Here is a 16,216-nt window from a genome sequence, read left to right as displayed (position 1 = left end):
GATACCGTCGCCGGGCCGGGATCGCTGCGGCCACGGGAGGTCGGGAGATGGCCACGGGCGGGGAGGCGCTGGTCGCCGCGTTGCAGGCGCTCGGGGTGGACGTGGCCTTCGGGCTGCCCGGGGTGCACAACCTGGCGGCGTGGCGGGCCTTCCCCGGCAGCGGTATCCGGCTGATCGGGGTCCGGCACGAGCAGACGGCGGCCTATGCCGCCGACGGCTACGCGCGGGCGACGGGCCGGCTCGGGGTGGCGGTCACCACCACTGGCCCGGGTGCCGCGAACGCGGTGACGGCGACCGGCGAGGCCTGGGCCTCCCACTCGCCGGTGCTCGTGGTGGCGACCGACGTCCCCACCACCGAGCGGCGGCCCGGGATCTACCGCGGCGTGCTGCACGAGACCGTGGACCAGGCCGGGTTCTTCCGCCCGGTCACGAAGGCGGTGCTGCGGGTCGAGCGGGCCGAGGAGCTGTTCGCCACCGCTGTGCGGGCCGGGCGGACGGCGATGGCGGCGCCCCGGCGGCCGGTGTACCTCGAGATCCCCACCGATCTGCTCTCCGCGCAGGTCCCCGAGCCCGACGCGGCGGCGGAGGCTTCCGTCCCCACCGAACCCGAGCCCGGGCCTCCGCTGCCGGACGACGCCGTCGCGGCGCTGACCGCTGCCCGCCGTCCTCTGGTCTGGGCCGGCGGCGGGGCGACCGCCTCGGGAGCCGGCGACCTCGTGGCCGCCGTTGCCCGGCGGCTGGGCGCCCCCGTGCTGACCTCCTACGGAGGGCGAGGCCTGCTGCCCCCCGACGCGCCCGAGCTCGTGCCGCTGCCGCCGCACGCCCGGGAGGCGGGGGAGCTCTGGGACGGCGCCGACGTCGTCCTCGTCGTCGCCAGCGACCTCGACGCGATGAACACGCAGGGTTTCCGCCAGCCGCGCCCACCGCGGCTGGTGACCGTGGACCTCGCCGAGCCGGTGACCTATCCGCCGGACGTCTGGGTGCAGTCCGACGCCGCCGACGCGCTGCGGGCGCTGCTGGGCCGGCTGCCGGCCGAGCCCCGGGGCCGGTGGTGGTGCCGGCCGGAGGGGCGATCCGCCTACGCCGGCCCGGAGGTCGCCTTCCTCGAGGCCTTCGAGTCGGGGCTGCCGCCGTCGGCGGTGGTGGTCGCGGACATGTGCATCCCCGGCTACTGGTACGGCGGCTGGGGCCGGGTGCAGTTCCCGCGCGGGCTGGCCTATCCGGTGGGCTGGGGAACCCTCGGCTTCGGCTTCCCGGCCTCCCTGGGGGCGGCGCTGTCCGGGCGCCCGACCGTGGCCCTGGTCGGCGACGGCGGCTTCCTGTACGCCTGCGGCGACCTCGCCACCGCCGCCCAGGAGCGGCTGCCGGTGACCGTCGTGCTCGTCGACGACGGCGGCTACGGCATGCTGCGCTACGACTTCACCCGTCACGGTCAGCAGCCGGTGGGCTGTGACCTCGACCCGCCGGACTTCGTCGCCCTCGCCCGGTCGTTCGGGGTTCCGGCCCGCCGCGTCGGCGTCGGCGAGCTCGGGCCGGCGCTGGCCGAGGGCATCGGCTCCGGCGGGCCGTCGCTCCTCGTCCTCCAGGAGCGGTTCACCCCACCGCCGAACACCTCCCCGCGCTGGTACCGGGCGGGCGGCTGAGGACCTGCCGCAGTTGCTCAGGCGCGCCGCGACCGCAGCAGGTGGAGCAGCGCCAGGGCGTAGGCCTCGGCCGCGTCCGAACCGGTGTGCCCGCTCGTCGCGCCGTCGACCCGGAGCGTGACCCGGTAGCCGTCGCCGGTCGGCGCGAGTCCGGCGAACGCATCGCCGAGCAGCTCACGCAGCTGGTGTTCGGCCGGCACCCACAGCACCTCGGACTGCTCGACCGAGTCCAGCGCCCACTCGGTCGTGCCGTTGAAGCCGATGACCGGCCCGGTGGGGAACTGGTGGACCTCGATCGTCATGTCCGAGAGCACGAAGACCTCGGAGTCCATCTCCCGGTCGGGCATGACGAAGCTGTCGCCGCGGGCGGGTGTCCACTGCAGCCCTGCGTCGCGCAGGGCGCGGGCCAGCGCGACCGAGAGCACGCCACCATCCTGCGTCATCCCTGGCCCCGGCCGGGTGCCTGCTCGACGGTCCGGCCGGCGGTGGTCCGGGCCTTTCCCGGTGGCCGGGGGAGCAGTACGGTCCGCGCACCGCGAGACAGGGAGGCGACATGGCGGACGAACTGTGGCGCAGGAGCGCGAGCGAGCTCGCGGAGTCGATCCGTTCCGGCCAGGTCTCCTCCGTGGAGGTCGTGGAGGCGCATCTGGAGCGGATCGAGGCGGTCAACCCCCAGCTCAACGCCGTGGTGCTGGTCCTCGCCGACCAGGCGCTGGAGGCGGCCAAGCGAGCCGATCAGCGGACGGCCACCGGTGACGGCGAGCTCGGGCCGTTGCACGGCGTGCCGGTGACGATCAAGGAGAACATCGACGTCGCGGGAACTCCCACCACCAACGGCGTGGTCGCGCTGCGGGAGGCGGTGGCGCCGGTGGATGCGCCGCTGGTGGAGCGTCTGCGTGCCGCGGGGGCGATCGTCATCGGGCGCACCAACCTGCCCGACATGGGCCTGCGGATCTCCACCGACTGCAGCCTGTGGGGCCTGACCCGCAACCCGTGGCACCCCGACCTCACCGCGGGCGGCTCGTCCGGTGGCGAGGCCTCGGCGCTCGCCTCGGGCATGTCCCCGCTCGGCGCCGGCAACGACATCGGCGGGTCGCTGCGCAACCCGGCGCACTGCTGCGGGATCTCCTCGCTCAAGCCGACGACCGGCCGGGTACCGCACGCCACCGCGATCCCGCCGGAGGACGGGCCGCTGTCGTTCCAGCTCATGGCGGTCAACGGCCCGATGGCCCGCGACATCGCCGACGTCCGCCTGGGCCTGCAGATCATGAACGGGCCGGACCGGCGTGATCCGGCGTCGGTGCCCGCACCGCTGGCCTTCCCCGACTCCGGTGGCCCGGTCCGGGTCGCCATGCTGCCCGAGCCGCCCGGGGGCAGCACGGACCCCCGCGTGTCCGAGGTCGTCCGGCAGGCCGGTGCGCACCTGGCCGCCGCCGGCTACGAGGTCGCCGAGGTGACCCCGCCGGACTACGAGATCGCCATCGAGCTGTGGCACGCATTCCTCTTCACCGAGCTGCGCACCCTGCAGCCGGTGCTCTCCCAGATCATGGGGGAGACCGCGCAGCGCTTCCTCACCGCGGTCCTGGACAGCGAGCCGCGCCTGGACCTGGAGGCCTACGTCGACACGTTCGTCCGCCGGCGCCGGCTGGCGCGCGCGTGGGGTGACTTCTTCACGGAGTACCCGGTGATCCTCTCGCCGATCTGGGCCCAGCCGGCCTTCCGGCACGGGTGGGACGCCGAGTCCGAGCAGAACGCGGTCGCCGCCACCGAGCTGCTCCGGCCGGTCATGCCGGCCAACCTGCTGGGTCTGCCCGCCGCGGCCACGCCCGGCGGCCTGGTCGACGGCATGCCGATCGGCGTGCAGTGCATGGCCGCACCGTTCCGCGACGACCGCGCTCTCGACGCCGCCGAGGTCATCCAGGCCGCCGTGGGTCTCCCCGTGCCCGTCGACCCGTTCGTCAACGGTGGATGACGCCAAGCAAAGGCCGGGTCGGCCTGTTCGGCCTCCAGCTCGCTCCGGCGGTCAGGACGGCTAGCGCCGGGCCAGCGCCGCGAGCGCGGCCTCGATCCGGTGCCGGGTGTCGTCGGAAGCCCAGCCGGCGAGGACGGCCGCGTCGTCGGCGGCGGTCGCCTCCATCGCGGCGTTCGCGGGGCGGTGGAGTGCGACCTTGGCCAGGCGGTAGGACTCCGGCGATCGGGCGGCCAGCTCGGTGGCCACCGCGACCGCCCGCTGCAGCAGCTCGCCGGGTTCGGCGAGTTCGTCGACCATTTCCAGGGTGAGCGCCCGCTCGCGGCCTTCGATCTGCGCGCCGAGCAGCACCTGGCCGGCACGGGGGCCGAGCGCGTGCCGGACGATCTCCAGGGCGGCCGTCGGGAACGGCACACCGACCGCCAGCTCGGCCAGCCCGATCCGTCCGCCCGACATCAGCCGCAGGTCGCAGGCCAGGGCCAGCACGCAGCCACCGGCGATCGCATGCCCGTTGACCGCGGCGACCGTCGGCCGCGGATGGTCGAACACAGCGCGAAACGTGCGGGACAGCGCCGCCAGGAGCTCCTCGGTGTACGGCCGGCCGCCGTCCAGGATCCGGCGCAGGTCCACCCCGGCGGAGAAGGACGACCCGCTGCCGGTGATGACCAGCGCCCGGTCGGATGCGGTGACGGCCTCGGTGAGCGCGTCGAGCAGCCCCACGTCGAGGGCGCCGACCCGGCCGTGCTCGATTCGAAGGACGGCGACGTCGCCCCGGTCCTCGGTGACCAGCATCGGCCCATCATCCACGCAGCCGGTGTCCTGCCGGACGACGAGGGCCTGCCGCGCATCGGCTTGCTATACGTACATGTATGCGTATACTCGCTGCGTGGCTACGATGGCCCCGTGCCGAACAAGACGATCTATGTCTCCGACGCCGACCTGCCTGTGTTCCAGCGCGCGCAGGAGCTCACCGGGGGCAACCTCTCCGCGGCCATCTCCAAGGCTCTGCGCCGGCTGGTCGAGGTCGAGGAGGGGCGCCTGGAGGGGTTCGAGGAGATCACCGTCCGGGTCGGCGTGGCGCCGGGGAAGCTGCAGCGGTTCCAGGGCGTGCAGCTCGTCGACTGGAACCGGACCGACAGCAACGGCAGTCAGGAGCGCTACCGCGTCTACCGCACCCGCGCCGGCAAGTTCGCCGTCCACGTGGCCCGTCCCAAGGGGTTCGTGTGGTCCGCCGGCAAGGACGGCCAGCTGACCGGCTGGCGCAAGCACTTCTCCGCCGACCAGCAGTGGGGCGAGACCCCCGCCCACTCCTCGCTCGATGTCTTCGAGACGTTCGACGAGCTGGAGGTGGCGGTCCCGGCCGAGCTGGCCGCGCTGGTGAAGGACCACGCCACCCAACCCGAGGTCGAGGACCTCGACATCTGACGCTCCCGGCGCCGCCGGGAGCTCCCCGGTACGCGTCGCAAGGAGCGAGCATGCCCACCAGTCCCACCCCGGCGATCGAGGTCGCCGGGCTCGCCAAGCGCTACGGCGACCAGACCGTGCTCGAGGGCCTGGACCTCACGGTGCCCGCCGGGACCGTGACCGCGCTGCTGGGTCCCAACGGGGCCGGCAAGACCACCACCGTCTCGGTCCTGGCCACGCTGCTGCCCGCCGACGGCGGCACCGCCCGCGTCCTGGGCCACGACGTCGCCCGCGAGCCGCAGGCCGTTCGGCGGCTGATCGGGGTGACCGGCCAGCTCTCGGCCGTCGACCCTCTGCTCACCGTGACCGAGAACCTGCGGCTGATGGCCGACCTGTTCCACCTGCCCCGCCGGGAGGGCCGCCGCCGCGCGGCGGAGCTGATCGACCGCTTCGGCCTGGCCGACGCCGTCCGCAAGCAGGCCCAGCAGCTCTCCGGTGGCATGCGCCGCAAGCTCGACCTGGCCATGACGCTCGTCGGCGGGCCGCAGGTCGTCTTCCTGGATGAGCCCACGACCGGCCTGGACCCGCGCGCCCGGCGCGATCTGTGGGACCAGGTCCGCACCCTCGTGGCCGACGGCGTGAGCCTGCTCCTGACCACCCAGTACCTGGACGAGGCCGATCAGCTCGCCGACTCCGTCGCCGTCCTGCACGGTGGCCGCCTGGTCGCCCACGACACCCCCGCCGGCCTCAAGGCCGCCCACGACGCCGGCTCGCTCGATGACGTCTTCCTCGCGCTGACCACCCCCGAGTCCGACGTGAAGGAGGTGGCGTGATGACCGCCACCGTTGCCACCCCGGTGCAGATCCCGGCGGCGCCCTCGGCCCCCGCCCGCGCCGCCCGCGACCTGGTCACGATGACGCGTCGCAGCCTGCTGCGGATGGTCCGCTACCCCTCGCTGAGCGTGCAGCTGGTGGCCATGCCTGTGGTGCTCCTGCTGCTGTTCGTCTACGTGTTCGGCGGGGCGTTCGGCGCCGGGGTGGCCGCCGGCGTCACGCCCGGCGCGGCGGGGCGCTCGGCGTACCTGGACTACATCACGCCGGCGATCCTGGTGGTCACCGCGGCCGCCATCGCGCAGGCCACCGCGATCACCGTCGCCATGGACATGACCGGTGGCATCGTCACCCGGCTGCGCAGCATGCCGGTCGCCCCGGTGGCGGTGCTGGGCGGGCACGTCGTCGGGGCGGTGGTGCAGACGCTCCTCGCCGGTGGCGCAGTCCTGGGCGTGGCCGTCCTGCTGGGCTTCCGGCCCGGCGCGGACGCGCTCGGGTGGCTGGGGCTCGCCGGCTTCTTGGTCCTCTTCGGCCTCATGCTCACCTGGCTGACCGTGGCGATGGGGGCGTCGGCCCGCACGGTGGAGTCAGCGTCCAACACCCCGATGATCCTGATGCTGCTGCCCTTCTTCGGCAGCGGCTTCGTCCCGGTGGACACCATGCCCACCGCGGTCCGCGTGTTCGCCGAGTACCAGCCCTTCACGCCGATCATCGAGACCGTCCGCGGGCTCCTGGCCGGCACGTCCGTCGAGGCGTCGACGGTGTGGACGGCGATCGCCTGGAGCCTGGGCCTGGCCGTGGTGGGCTGGCTGTGGGCCCGGTCCGCCTACCGCCGTCCCCGGCCGGTCACCTGACGATCGCGACGACGCCCGCCCCGTTTCGTGCACGGGGCGGGCGTCGTCGTCCGCGGGTCGCGCCCGGAGGTGGCGAACCCTCCGTGGCCGTCGCTCAGGGACGCAGCAGGGCCTTGATGGCGCGGCGCTCGTCCATCGCCCGGTAGCCCTCGGCGGCCTGCTCGAGCGGCAGCTCGAGGTCGAAGACCTTCCCCGGGTCGATGGTCCGGTTCCAGATCAGCTCGATCAGGTCGGGCAGGAAGCGGCGGACCGGCGCGGGGCCGCCGTGCAGGTGCACGCCGGAGAAGAACAGCTCCTCGCCGGGCAGCGCCACGTCGTGGGCGACGCCGACGTAGCCGACGTGGCCACCGGGCCGGGTGGCGCGGATGGCCTGCAGCATCGACTCCTGGGTGCCGACCGCCTCGATGACCGAGTGCGCGCCCAGGCCGCCGGTGAGCTCCTTGATGCGGGCGACACCCTCGTCGCCGCGCTCGACGACGATGTCGGTGGCGCCGAACTCGCGCGCCAGCTCCTGGCGCGGCTCGTGCCGGCTCATCGCGATGATCCGCTCGGCGCCCAGTTGCTGGGCGGCCAGCACGCCGAGCAGGCCGACCGCGCCGTCGCCGACGACGGCGACGGTCCGGCCCGGCCCCGCCTCGGCCGCGACGGCGGCGAACCAGCCGGTGCCGAGCACGTCGGAGGCGGCGAGCAGACCGGGGACGAGGTCGTCGTCCGGCATGCCCGGGGTGGCGACGAGGGTGCCGTCGGCCAGGGGGATCCGGGCGTACTCCGCCTGCGCACCGGTCGGGGTGGCGAACTCCCCGTGGGCGCAGCGGGACTGGTAGCCGGCCCGGCAGATCTCGCAGGTGTTGTCGGAGGCGAAGAAGGAGCCGACGACGAACTGCCCGGGCCGGACGGTGGTGACGTCGCTGCCGACCTCCTCGACGATCCCGACGTACTCGTGGCCCATCGGCTGCGGCCCGCTGACCGCGTCGACGCCGCGGTAGGGCCACAGGTCCGAGCCGCACACGCAGGCAGCGGCCAGCCGGATGACCGCGTCCGTGGGCCTCTCGATCCGCGGCATCTCGCGCTCTTCGACGCGGACGTCGCCGGGGCCGTGCAGAACGGTTCCTCGCATGGGTGGATGTCCTCTCTCGGGGGATGGGTGGGGGAGTGGGTCAGTGGGGGACGGGCCGGGCGGTTCGGGCGTAGGCGAGGACGGCGAGCACGGCAGCGGTGACGGTGACCGCCGCCAGCGGGGCGACGCCGGCGCCGAGGCCGACCAGGGGCGCGGCCAGGCCGCCGAAGGCGAACCGGGCGACGCCGAGGAACGACGACGCGGTGCCGGCGATGTCCGGGTAGCCGGCCAGAGCGAGCGAGGTGGCCGGCGGGGTGGTCACGGCGACACCGCTGACCATCGTCAGCAGCGACACGATCACCGCCGCCAGCGGCAGGTCCTCCACCGCGGTGGCCAGCAACCCACCGGCACCGGCCACGACCATCGCGATCCCGACCAGCAGCGTGCCCCGCTCCGACCACCGCTCCGACACGCGCCCGGCGGCGAAGCCGAACACCATGAAGCCCAGCGAGTTCAGCCCGAACGCGTAGGAGTAGCCCTGCGGGGACAGGCCGTAGACGCCCTGCAGCACGAAGGTGGCGCCGGACAGGTAGGCGAACAGGGCGGCGTTGACGAAGCCGGTGACGAGCACGGCGCCGAGGAACACCCGGTCGGAGAGCAGACGGCGCATGTCGCGTCCCGTCTGCGCCAGCCCGCCGGCGACGCGCCGCTCGACCGGCAGGGTCTCGCGGAACACCGCGAGGCAGGCCACGAGGATCACCGCGCCGATCGCCGCGAGGAAGACGAAGATCCCGCGCCAGTCGGTGACCTCGGCCAGCTGCCCGCCGATCACCGGACCGACGACGGCCGCGAGCCCGCCCAGCACGGTGAGCCGGCCGTAGTAGCGCAGCAGCCGGCCGGCGGAGTACAGGTCCCGTCCGGCCGCCTGGGCGATCACGATCCCCACGCCACCCGCGAGGCCCTGGACGAACCGGGCGGCGACGAGCGTCTCGACGGTCGGGCCGGCCGCGCACAGCAGCGAGAAGGCGACGTAGGCGACGACGCCGACCAGCAGCGGGCGGCGGCGGCCGAAGCGGTCGGACACGGGGCCAGCGACGAGCTGGCCGAGCGCCAGACCGAGCAGGCAGGCGGTGACCGTCAGCTGCGCGGTGGAGGTCGCCGACCGCAGCTCGACCGTGAGCGCCGGCAGCACCGGCAGGTACAGGTCCATCGAGATGGGCCCGAAGACGGTCAGCAGGCTCAGGACGACGGCGAGCGCGCGCCCCACGGCCTGCTCGCCTGCCGGCGGGGTGGTCCGGGGGAATGTGGTGGTCATGCTTCCTTCGCTGATCGCGGCGGGGCGGTGCGCGGCCGGTGGCCGACGGGGGCTGCAGTCCGGCCACCGGGTCGGCCCTGCGCACCACGAAACGCCGCCTTCCGCGGGCGCGGGAGGTCGCGTTTGTGGGAGGACCAGCTCGACCTCCCTCCGGCGGCCGATCGCCGTACCGTCGGTCGGGTGGACAACCGCTCCGACATCCGCGACTTCCTCGCCAGCCGGCGCGCCCGCATCAGCCCCGAGCAGGCCGGGCTGCTGCCCGGCGGTGGTCGACGGCGGGTGCCCGGGCTGCGCCGCGAGGAGGTCGCCGTCCTGGCCGGGGTGAGCACCGACTGGTACATCCGGCTGGAGAAGGGGCACATCGCGGGGGTGTCCGAGGACGTCCTGGAGGCCGTCGCCCGCGCGCTGCAGCTGGACGAGGCCGAGCGGCTCTACCTGTTCAACCTCGCCCGCGCCGCCAAGCCGTCCCGCGCGACCCGGCGACGCGGCAAGGTCAGCGTCCGGCCGCGGGTGCAGTGGCTGCTCGATTCGATGAGCTCGTCGGCGGCGATCGCGCTCAACGGGCGCATGGACATCCTCGCCGCCAACACGCTCGGGCGTGCGCTCTACTCACCGGTGTTCGACGCCCCGCGCCGGCCGCCGAACATCGCCCGCTTCCAGTTCCTCGACCCACGGGCCCGTGCGTTCCACCCCGACTGGGACGGCGCGGCCAACACCACGGTGGCCATCCTGCGCACCGAGGCCGGCCGCGACCCCGAGGACGGGGACCTGCGCGAGCTCGTCGGTGAGCTGTCCACCGTGAGCGAGGAGTTCCGCACCCGGTGGGCGGCCCACGACGTGCGCATCCACCGCACCGGGATCAAGCAGTTCCGCCATCCGGCGGTCGGCACCCTGGACCTGGTCTACCACTCCATGGCCCTGCCCACCGAGGGCCACGGGGACCTGCACCTGACCGTCTACACCGCCGAGCCGGGAACGCCGTCGGAGGACGGCCTCATGCTCCTGGCGAGCTGGGCTGCGACCGACGCGCAACAGCCGCACGACACCCCGGCCCACCTGTCCTGACCCACGGGCGCACGCGGACGGAGAGTGCCGATGGCCGAGAACGCGGCGCAGCGCCGGGCTGAGCTCACCGAGCGCGCCAACTACCACGTTGAGGCGCAGCGGCTCCGGAGCGAGCAGGAGGCGGCCAAGGCCCAGGTGCTGATCGACCGGTTCGTCGCGCGGGCGACCGAGGCGGGCCTGCCGACCGAGGAACTGACGGCTCGTCCGTGGTCCGGGCGCGGTCGCTACCGGACCGGTGTCACGGGGTGGTACCTGCTCCGCGACCGTTCGGTCGGCGTGGGCGTGGACGGCAGCTTCTACGTGCTGCTCGTGCCGCCGGTGCGGTTCGGCCGCCGGCGGACCGCCGCGCTCCAACCGACCCCGCCGTCGCTCCAGCTGGGCAGAGGTGCCCGCGACGGGGAGTCCGTCGCCCTCGACGCAACGCTGGAGAACCGGCTGCAGTGGTCGGACTCGGGAGAGGGCTGAGCGGTCGTCACCGGACATGCGCGCGGGCACACCCGAGGATTGGGGAGTGGGCGCCCCCGCCGCGTGGGCTGTCCGCCGCACGACAGGACGGACAGGCTGTGCGTACTTCTTCCCCGCGGTTCAACCGGCAGCCCGGGGGCCCGAGCTGAGGGAGCCCCCCATGCCGACGCGCGTGTTGATCGTCGACGATCACCAGCTCATCCGGGACGCACTGACCGACCTGTTCTGCGCGACGGAGGACATCGAGCCCGTGGGCTCGTGTGCCGACGGCGATGAAGTCGTCGCCGCCGTGGAGCGGACCACGCCGGACGTGGTCCTGATGGATCTGCAGATGCCCCGGGTGGATGGTCTGACCGCGGCCCGCGCGGTGCTCGCCGACCACCCGGGAGTGCGCATCGTCGTCCTGACGGGCGGCCTCACCGCCGCGACCGCCCGCGAGGCCGGCGACATCGGGGTCGCCGGCTACCTCCTCAAGGACGACGACCCGGCCGACCTGCCCGGCCACGTCCGGGCGGTCGCCGCCGGCCGGACGGCCTGGCACCCGCTGGCCACCGCCATGCTGGCGGACCGGCCGCTCCCGCCGGTCCCGTCGCCCCACGTGGACGAGTGCCCCCGGCGGTTCCGCGTCCTGCGGTGACCGTTCGGAGCGACTAGCGACCGCGGACGAGAGCCGCCGCCTCGCGGTGACCGAGCTCGGCACCGGCGGCGAAGGCCTCGGCGTAGTCCCCGCGATCGATCTCCCGCGCCACGCGGCCGACCAGCTCGGCCTCGCCGCGCCGCGTCGACGGCCAGGCCCGCAGGCCGCCGCGCCGGCGCAGCCCGTCGGCCGCGCCCAGGGCGGTCGCCGCACGCCGCGCGTCACCCTCGGCCTGCGCGAGCTGGGCCGCGGCGACGAGCGCGAAGGTCAGGACGAGCGTGCTCACCTCGGCGTCCTCGCCGCCGTCCACCGATCGGTCCAGGAGGGCGCGCGCCTCGTCGAGTCGACCGGACCGCACGGCCAGGCGGGCGAGCTGGGTCTGCGCGGTGGAGGTGAGCCAGGGATTGTCCAGGCGGCGGCCGAGCTCGACGACCTCCGCGAGGTGCGCGCGGGCGTCGTCGTCCCGGCCGAGCGTCGTCTCCACCATCCCGACCGTCAGCGCGGCGAAGGCCATGAAGGGCTCGTCCTGCCGGCGCAGGTCGTCGAGCGCCGACGACGCCGTCCGCAGCGCACCGTCGAAGTCGTCGCTGATCGGCAGGATCCAGGAGATCGCCAGCCGGGCCGCGCTCTCCAGGTAGAGGTCGCCCATGCTGCCCGAGAGCCGCCGCAGCCCGTCGACGGCGGCGAGCGCGCCGTCGTCGTCACCGACCTCGACCGCGGTGACGGCCGAGGTCAGCAGCAGCTCGGCCCGGGCCCGGTCGTCCAGCGCGTCGGCCCGGAGCTGCACCTCGGCGATCCAGGCCCGCGCCTCCGGCATGCGACCGCGCATCTCCCAGAACAGCCAGAGGATGCGGAACAGGTGCGGCAGCCGCGCGATGTCGTGCCCGAGGAACCAGCGGACGGCGACCCGCAGGTTCTCCTCCTCGGTCCGCAACCGCTCGGCCCACTCGCCCTGCCGCTCGGTCGGCCAGTCGGCGTTCTCCACGAGCGCGCCGAAGTAGGCGGCGTGGCGCCGTTCGACGTCGGCCAGGTCGGCTCGGGCGGCGAGGCGCTCGGCGGCGAACTCCCGCACCGACGCCAGCATCCGGAACCGCGGTCCGGCGTCGGTGACGTCGATGGTCACGAGGCTGTGCGCGGACAGCACGTCGAGCAGGTCGAGCGTCCGGTCCTCGGGAAGGCCGGCGACGTGCACGGCGGCGTCGACGGTCCACCCGTCGACGAACACGGAGAGGGTGGCCAGCATCTGCCGCTCGTCGTCCTGGAGGAGCCCCACGCTCCACTCGACGGTCGCGCGCAGGGTGCGGTGGCGCTCGGGCAGGTCGACCGGCCCGGGACCCAGGGCATCCAGCCGGCTGCCGAGCCGGGCGAGCAGCGCCTTCGGGTCCAGCAGCCGGCTGCGCGCCGCCGCCAGCTCGATGGCGAGCGGCAGGCCGTCGAGGCGCCGGCAGATCTCCGCGACGGTGGTCGCGTTGCCGTCGGTCAGGGCGAAGTCGTAGCGGACCGCCTGGGCGCGGTCGACGAAGAGGCGGACGGCGGGCAGGCCGGCCAGCTCGTCGACGTCCGGCGGGCGCGGGAACGCCGGCACCACCAGCGCGCCGACCGGGTACTCCCGCTCGGCCCGGAGCCGCAGCGCGGTGCGGCTCGTGGCGAGGATCGTGAGGCCGGCGCACCGCGCGAGGAGCTGGTCGAGGTCGGGGGCGACGCCGACGACCTGCTCGAGGTTGTCCAGCACGAGCAGCGTGGGGGCGTCCGCCAGGTGCTCGACCAGGACGTCGAGGGCCGGGCGGGCGTCGTCGACGGCGGCACCGACGACGGCGGCGATCCGCGGCAGCACGAGCGCCGGTTCCGCGATCGAGGCCAGCGGCACGAACACCGCTCCGCGCGGGTAGCGGTCGCCGAGCCGCTCCGCCACGGCGATCGCGAGCCGCGTCTTCCCGACGCCGCCGGGGCCGGTCAGGCTGACCAGCCGCACGCCGGGCGTCTGCAGGAGAGCCGCGACGTTGTCGACGTCCTGCTCGCGTCCGATCAAGGACGTCGACGTCACCGGCAGGGACCGCGCCGTCGGCCGGTCCGGGGTCCCGGGCGACACGTCGTGGTCGACGTCGGCGGCCGCGAACCGCTCGCTCAGCAGCAGCGCGAGGTCGTCGCGGACCAGCCGGGTCAGCTCCCGCGGGGTGCGGAAGGACCGGTAGGAGTCGGCGCCCTCCGACTGGAGCTCGTCGATCATCGCCGCCAGGCGGGGCTCCCGGTCGGGGGCGGGCGACTTCACGTACAGCAGCCGCGGGAGGGAGCCGGAGAGCCGGAACTCGTCCTCGAGCCCCGAGATGTCCATGCCGGGACCGATCCAGCCGTACCGCTGCCAGTACAGGCCGACGAAGATGTCCGACTGCGCCAGGTACGCCCGGTACAGCTCCCGCGGCGGGTGCGGCCGGGCGCCGAGCTCGAACATCACCGGCGTCAGCCGCAGCGCCGTGACGGCCCGGGCCACCGCCGCGCGTTCCTCGGCGAGCTCGGCCAGCGTGGAGCTCACGAAGACGCGCAGCCGCTGGTCGGGGGTCCGGATCGCGACCTTCTCCTGCTCGTCGACCGTCATGCTCGTCCTCGACACGGTTCGGGAGGCGGGGTGCCATCGTGTCGCTGCGCGGGTTCCCGGGGATAGCCCTTCCCGGTCGCGCGACGGCGGACCTGCCGCTGCGCAGACGGCGATCCACCGACCGCTGTGACGCGCCGGTTCCGGTCCCGCGACGGTCTGGCGGGTCCCTGCGGGCGGGAGGAGCCTCGGCTCCCTCACATGCCCGTCGCAGGGGAGGAGCCGACATGACCACCCAATCCGGCGAGACCAAGCCGACGATCGTCCTGGTCCACGGGGCGTGGGCCGACGCCTCCGGCTTCGCAGCGGAGGTCCGGGCCCTTCGGGACCGGGGTTTCCGCGCCGTCGGGTTCGCCAACCCGCTGCGCGGACTCTCCGACGACGCCAGATACCTGGCCGACTTCCTGCGGACCCTGACCGGTCCGCTGGTGCTCGTCGGCCACTCCTACGGCGGCGCGGTCATCTCGGCCGCCGCGACCGGGAACGAGCGGGTCAAGGCACTGGTGTTCTTCAGCGGGTGGATGCCCGACGAGGGCGAGAGCATCGCGCAGGTCTTCGAGCAGTTCGGCGAGGGCAGCCTCGCCGGGCCCGCGCTGCGGCCCCAGCCGTTCACCGGCCCGGACGGCAGCGAAGCCGGCCAGGACCTCTACCTCGACCCCGAGCAGTTCCCCGCGGTCTTCTGCGCCGACGTCGACCGAGACACGGCGCACGTCATGGCCGCGACGCAGCGGCCGTGGAGCGGCACCGGGTTCTACGAGCCCTCGGGCCCGCCGGCGTGGAAGACGGTGCCGTGCTGGTACCTGCTCTGCACGGAGGACAAGGCGATCCCGCCCGCGACGCAGCGGTTCATGGCCGAGCGCGCGAACGCGAGGATCCGGACCGTGCCGGCCTCCCACGCCTCGATGGTGTCCCAGCCCGAGGCCGCGACGGAGCTCATCCTGCAGGCCGTCGAGGCGGCGACGCCGGCCATGGCCTGAGTCCGGTTTCCCGGTCTCTGGGGGTCGCCGTGAACGACATGAGCCGCTGGGTGGTCACCCGCGAGCACGTCGAGCACCTGCTGCCGATCATGCGCCTCCGCCCGGAGCAGGAAGCGCGGCTGCTCGCCCTCGACTACCCGGTCAGCTTCGACGTCGCCGCCGCCGCCTTCGAGTCGGTCGGCGTCGAGCTCACCACGCTGATGGATCGGATGGGTGGGAGCCCCTGATCTCACCCACCGTGGCCGCGCGCGGCTACCCGGGGTAGCGCTCGGCCAGCCGGGCGTAGGAGAGGTCGCGCGCCTCGTCGAACACGCTGATGTCCTCGACGAAGTACGTCCAGAAGCCGCGCTGCCGCTGCAGCTCCACCTCGTGCAGGTGGATCGGGTGGAAGTCGCGGTTCTTCCGGTCCTTCTCGCGCAGCTCGCGCCGGCCCGGCTCGCCGAGGCGGCCGATCACCCGCAGCGCGCGGACCTGCTCCCGGTAGGAGGTGTTCATCCACAGCTCGGTCTGCAGGTCCAGGACGGCGAGCAGGTTGCTGGGCACGGGGCCGAGCCACCTGCGGTTGAGCGGGCGCACCGCCCAGAGGTAGTCGGCGAAGGTCAGCTCGTCGAGGATCACCGAGCGCGCGTAGGCGCCGTCGAGGACGCCGTCCTCACGGAAGCCGTAGTAGAAGAGCCACAGCGCCTCGCGCAGCCCCCGCGCCGTGATGCGGCGGTACCGGACGCGCCCGCCGCCGCGGTCGTAGGCGGCCGCCGGGTCGTGGTACTCGCGGATCCGCGCGAGGCCGGCCTCGTTCACGTGCAGGTACTCGACGTCCCGGGTCGGCGCGTAGCTGTTGAACACCACGCCGATCGGCGCGCCGGTGAACAGCTCGGCGGTCCGGGTGAAGAATTCGTCCGGCAGGACCGGGGTGAACACCCGGGCCGGCAGCAGGTAGTCGGTGAGCTCCTCCACGGTCGGCGGCCGCCGCCAGCCGATCCCCGCGCGGACCAGGTCGATCGCCGCGCCCAGGTAGTGCCGGGGGAGGGAGTGCAGCAGGCCGCGGAACACGCCGGGCACGCCGACCAGGACGGTGGCGAGGGCGGCCTGCTCGGGGGTCTGCTCCGAGGTCGGCCACCACCGGGTGCGGGCCCGCTCGGCCGCCGCGATGCGCCGCTCCAGGTCGGCGCGCAGGTCCTCGCCGCGCAGGTAGAGGGCGGTGCTCGCGATCGCGCCCGAGGTGCACGAGATCATCTCCAGGCCCGGCAGCAGCCCGTTGCGCTCCCCGCGCTCGCGGGCCAGCGCCTGGGCCGCGGCCAGGAACCCGGCCCCGTGGGCGTTGCTCCCGCCCAGCCCGGCCAGGGCGAACGCGGTGCGCGGAGCCATGCGCGCCCTCCTCGCCTCGGCGGTGCCGGAGCGGGCCGGGGCCGG

At 74.4% G+C, this 16,216-nt stretch carries 16 protein-coding genes; 10 read left to right on the top strand and 6 right to left on the bottom strand.

Features of this window, described 5'->3' with window-relative positions:
• The first annotated feature begins 47 nt into the window (after positions 1-47).
• Positions 48-1,643, top strand: coding sequence for a thiamine pyrophosphate-binding protein (locus ACWIYF_RS14240; protein WP_448623481.1), 1,596 nt, complete (start codon positions 48-50; stop codon positions 1,641-1,643).
• 17 nt (positions 1,644-1,660) lie between these two features.
• Here ACWIYF_RS14240 and ACWIYF_RS14235 read toward each other — a convergent pair whose 3' ends face one another.
• Complete coding sequence (locus ACWIYF_RS14235) at positions 1,661-2,068, bottom strand: hypothetical protein (protein WP_448623480.1); 408 nt, start codon at positions 2,066-2,068, stop codon at positions 1,661-1,663.
• A 128-nt stretch (positions 2,069-2,196) separates the two neighbouring features.
• On the opposite strand from ACWIYF_RS14235, the gene ACWIYF_RS14230 reads away from it, so the two are divergent.
• Complete coding sequence (locus ACWIYF_RS14230; protein WP_448623479.1) at positions 2,197-3,615, top strand: amidase; 1,419 nt, start codon at positions 2,197-2,199, stop codon at positions 3,613-3,615.
• 60 nt (positions 3,616-3,675) lie between these two features.
• Here the strand turns inward: ACWIYF_RS14230 and ACWIYF_RS14225 are convergent, their stop codons facing one another.
• Positions 3,676-4,404 carry an enoyl-CoA hydratase/isomerase family protein gene (locus ACWIYF_RS14225; RefSeq protein ID WP_448623478.1) on the bottom strand — a complete coding sequence of 243 codons (729 nt, stop codon included), beginning with the start codon at positions 4,402-4,404 and terminating at the stop codon, positions 3,676-3,678.
• Between the two features lie 111 nt (positions 4,405-4,515).
• Here ACWIYF_RS14225 and ACWIYF_RS14220 point away from each other — a divergent pair, with 111 nt between their 5' ends.
• From ACWIYF_RS14220 to ACWIYF_RS14210, 3 genes are read left to right on the top strand one after another with little or no spacing between them, the layout of a single operon-like run.
• Positions 4,516-5,037, top strand: a complete 522-nt coding sequence (locus ACWIYF_RS14220) for an EXLDI protein (protein ID WP_448623477.1) — start codon at positions 4,516-4,518, stop codon at positions 5,035-5,037.
• A gap of 50 nt (positions 5,038-5,087) precedes the next feature.
• On the top strand, positions 5,088-5,849 hold the full coding sequence (locus tag ACWIYF_RS14215) for an ABC transporter ATP-binding protein (protein WP_448623476.1): 762 nt from the start codon (positions 5,088-5,090) through the stop codon (positions 5,847-5,849).
• Positions 5,849-6,700, top strand: a complete 852-nt coding sequence (locus ACWIYF_RS14210; protein WP_448623475.1) for an ABC transporter permease — start codon at positions 5,849-5,851, stop codon at positions 6,698-6,700. Before ACWIYF_RS14215 ends, ACWIYF_RS14210 begins: the two co-directional genes overlap by 1 nt.
• 94 nt (positions 6,701-6,794) lie before the next feature.
• Here ACWIYF_RS14210 and ACWIYF_RS14205 read toward each other — a convergent pair whose 3' ends face one another.
• Positions 6,795-7,817, bottom strand: a complete 1,023-nt coding sequence (locus ACWIYF_RS14205) for a zinc-dependent alcohol dehydrogenase family protein (RefSeq protein WP_448623474.1) — start codon at positions 7,815-7,817, stop codon at positions 6,795-6,797.
• A 40-nt stretch (positions 7,818-7,857) separates the two neighbouring features.
• Positions 7,858-9,072 (bottom strand): multidrug effflux MFS transporter, encoded by a 1,215-nt coding sequence (locus ACWIYF_RS14200; RefSeq protein ID WP_448623473.1) that lies wholly within the window; start codon positions 9,070-9,072, stop codon positions 7,858-7,860.
• A 180-nt stretch (positions 9,073-9,252) separates the two neighbouring features.
• Here ACWIYF_RS14200 and ACWIYF_RS14195 point away from each other — a divergent pair, with 180 nt between their 5' ends.
• From ACWIYF_RS14195 to ACWIYF_RS14185, 3 genes are all read left to right on the top strand, one after another.
• The gene (locus tag ACWIYF_RS14195) at positions 9,253-10,137 is read left to right on the top strand and encodes a helix-turn-helix transcriptional regulator (RefSeq protein ID WP_448623472.1); all 885 of its coding nucleotides are present in this window, start codon (positions 9,253-9,255) and stop codon (positions 10,135-10,137) included.
• Positions 10,138-10,167: 30 nt separating this feature from the next.
• Positions 10,168-10,602 carry a hypothetical protein gene (locus ACWIYF_RS14190; protein ID WP_448623471.1) on the top strand — a complete coding sequence of 145 codons (435 nt, stop codon included), beginning with the start codon at positions 10,168-10,170 and terminating at the stop codon, positions 10,600-10,602.
• A 160-nt stretch (positions 10,603-10,762) separates the two neighbouring features.
• Positions 10,763-11,239, top strand: coding sequence for a response regulator (locus tag ACWIYF_RS14185; protein ID WP_448623470.1), 477 nt, complete (start codon positions 10,763-10,765; stop codon positions 11,237-11,239).
• Positions 11,240-11,252: 13 nt separating this feature from the next.
• Here the strand turns inward: ACWIYF_RS14185 and ACWIYF_RS14180 are convergent, their stop codons facing one another.
• Entirely contained in the window at positions 11,253-13,832 is a 2,580-nt protein-coding gene (locus ACWIYF_RS14180; protein ID WP_448623469.1) for a DUF4062 domain-containing protein, read from the bottom strand.
• A 224-nt stretch (positions 13,833-14,056) separates the two neighbouring features.
• Here ACWIYF_RS14180 and ACWIYF_RS14175 point away from each other — a divergent pair, with 224 nt between their 5' ends.
• Both ACWIYF_RS14175 and ACWIYF_RS14170 read left to right on the top strand, forming a co-directional pair.
• Positions 14,057-14,806 (top strand): alpha/beta fold hydrolase, encoded by a 750-nt coding sequence (locus ACWIYF_RS14175; RefSeq protein ID WP_448623468.1) that lies wholly within the window; start codon positions 14,057-14,059, stop codon positions 14,804-14,806.
• 38 nt (positions 14,807-14,844) lie between these two features.
• Entirely contained in the window at positions 14,845-15,033 is a 189-nt protein-coding gene (locus ACWIYF_RS14170; protein ID WP_448623467.1) for a hypothetical protein, read from the top strand.
• A 25-nt stretch (positions 15,034-15,058) separates the two neighbouring features.
• Here ACWIYF_RS14170 and ACWIYF_RS14165 read toward each other — a convergent pair whose 3' ends face one another.
• On the bottom strand, positions 15,059-16,171 hold the full coding sequence (locus ACWIYF_RS14165) for a hypothetical protein (protein WP_448623466.1): 1,113 nt from the start codon (positions 16,169-16,171) through the stop codon (positions 15,059-15,061).
• Positions 16,172-16,216 lie beyond the last annotated feature (45 nt).

Source organism: Geodermatophilus sp. URMC 64 (assembly GCF_053502555.1).
Note: the sequence above shows the minus strand (reverse complement) of the source record. Positions and strands in the feature narration are given on the sequence as shown.

What these genes read in the sequence shown, in the direction of transcription:
- ACWIYF_RS14240 (WP_448623481.1), top strand. Translation starts at nt 48, where the DNA reads ATGGCCACGGGCGGGGAGGCGCTGGTCGCCGCGTTGCAGGCGCTCGGG.
- ACWIYF_RS14230 (WP_448623479.1), top strand. Translation starts at nt 2,197, where the DNA reads ATGGCGGACGAACTGTGGCGCAGGAGCGCGAGCGAGCTCGCGGAGTCG.
- ACWIYF_RS14225 (WP_448623478.1), bottom strand. Translation starts at nt 4,404, where the DNA reads ATGCTGGTCACCGAGGACCGGGGCGACGTCGCCGTCCTTCGAATCGAG.
- ACWIYF_RS14215 (WP_448623476.1), top strand. Translation starts at nt 5,088, where the DNA reads ATGCCCACCAGTCCCACCCCGGCGATCGAGGTCGCCGGGCTCGCCAAG.
- ACWIYF_RS14210 (WP_448623475.1), top strand. Translation starts at nt 5,849, where the DNA reads ATGACCGCCACCGTTGCCACCCCGGTGCAGATCCCGGCGGCGCCCTCG.
- ACWIYF_RS14205 (WP_448623474.1), bottom strand. Translation starts at nt 7,817, where the DNA reads ATGCGAGGAACCGTTCTGCACGGCCCCGGCGACGTCCGCGTCGAAGAG.
- ACWIYF_RS14200 (WP_448623473.1), bottom strand. Translation starts at nt 9,072, where the DNA reads ATGACCACCACATTCCCCCGGACCACCCCGCCGGCAGGCGAGCAGGCC.
- ACWIYF_RS14190 (WP_448623471.1), top strand. Translation starts at nt 10,168, where the DNA reads ATGGCCGAGAACGCGGCGCAGCGCCGGGCTGAGCTCACCGAGCGCGCC.
- ACWIYF_RS14185 (WP_448623470.1), top strand. Translation starts at nt 10,763, where the DNA reads ATGCCGACGCGCGTGTTGATCGTCGACGATCACCAGCTCATCCGGGAC.
- ACWIYF_RS14180 (WP_448623469.1), bottom strand. Translation starts at nt 13,832, where the DNA reads ATGACGGTCGACGAGCAGGAGAAGGTCGCGATCCGGACCCCCGACCAG.
- ACWIYF_RS14175 (WP_448623468.1), top strand. Translation starts at nt 14,057, where the DNA reads ATGACCACCCAATCCGGCGAGACCAAGCCGACGATCGTCCTGGTCCAC.
- ACWIYF_RS14170 (WP_448623467.1), top strand. Translation starts at nt 14,845, where the DNA reads ATGAGCCGCTGGGTGGTCACCCGCGAGCACGTCGAGCACCTGCTGCCG.
- ACWIYF_RS14165 (WP_448623466.1), bottom strand. Translation starts at nt 16,171, where the DNA reads ATGGCTCCGCGCACCGCGTTCGCCCTGGCCGGGCTGGGCGGGAGCAAC.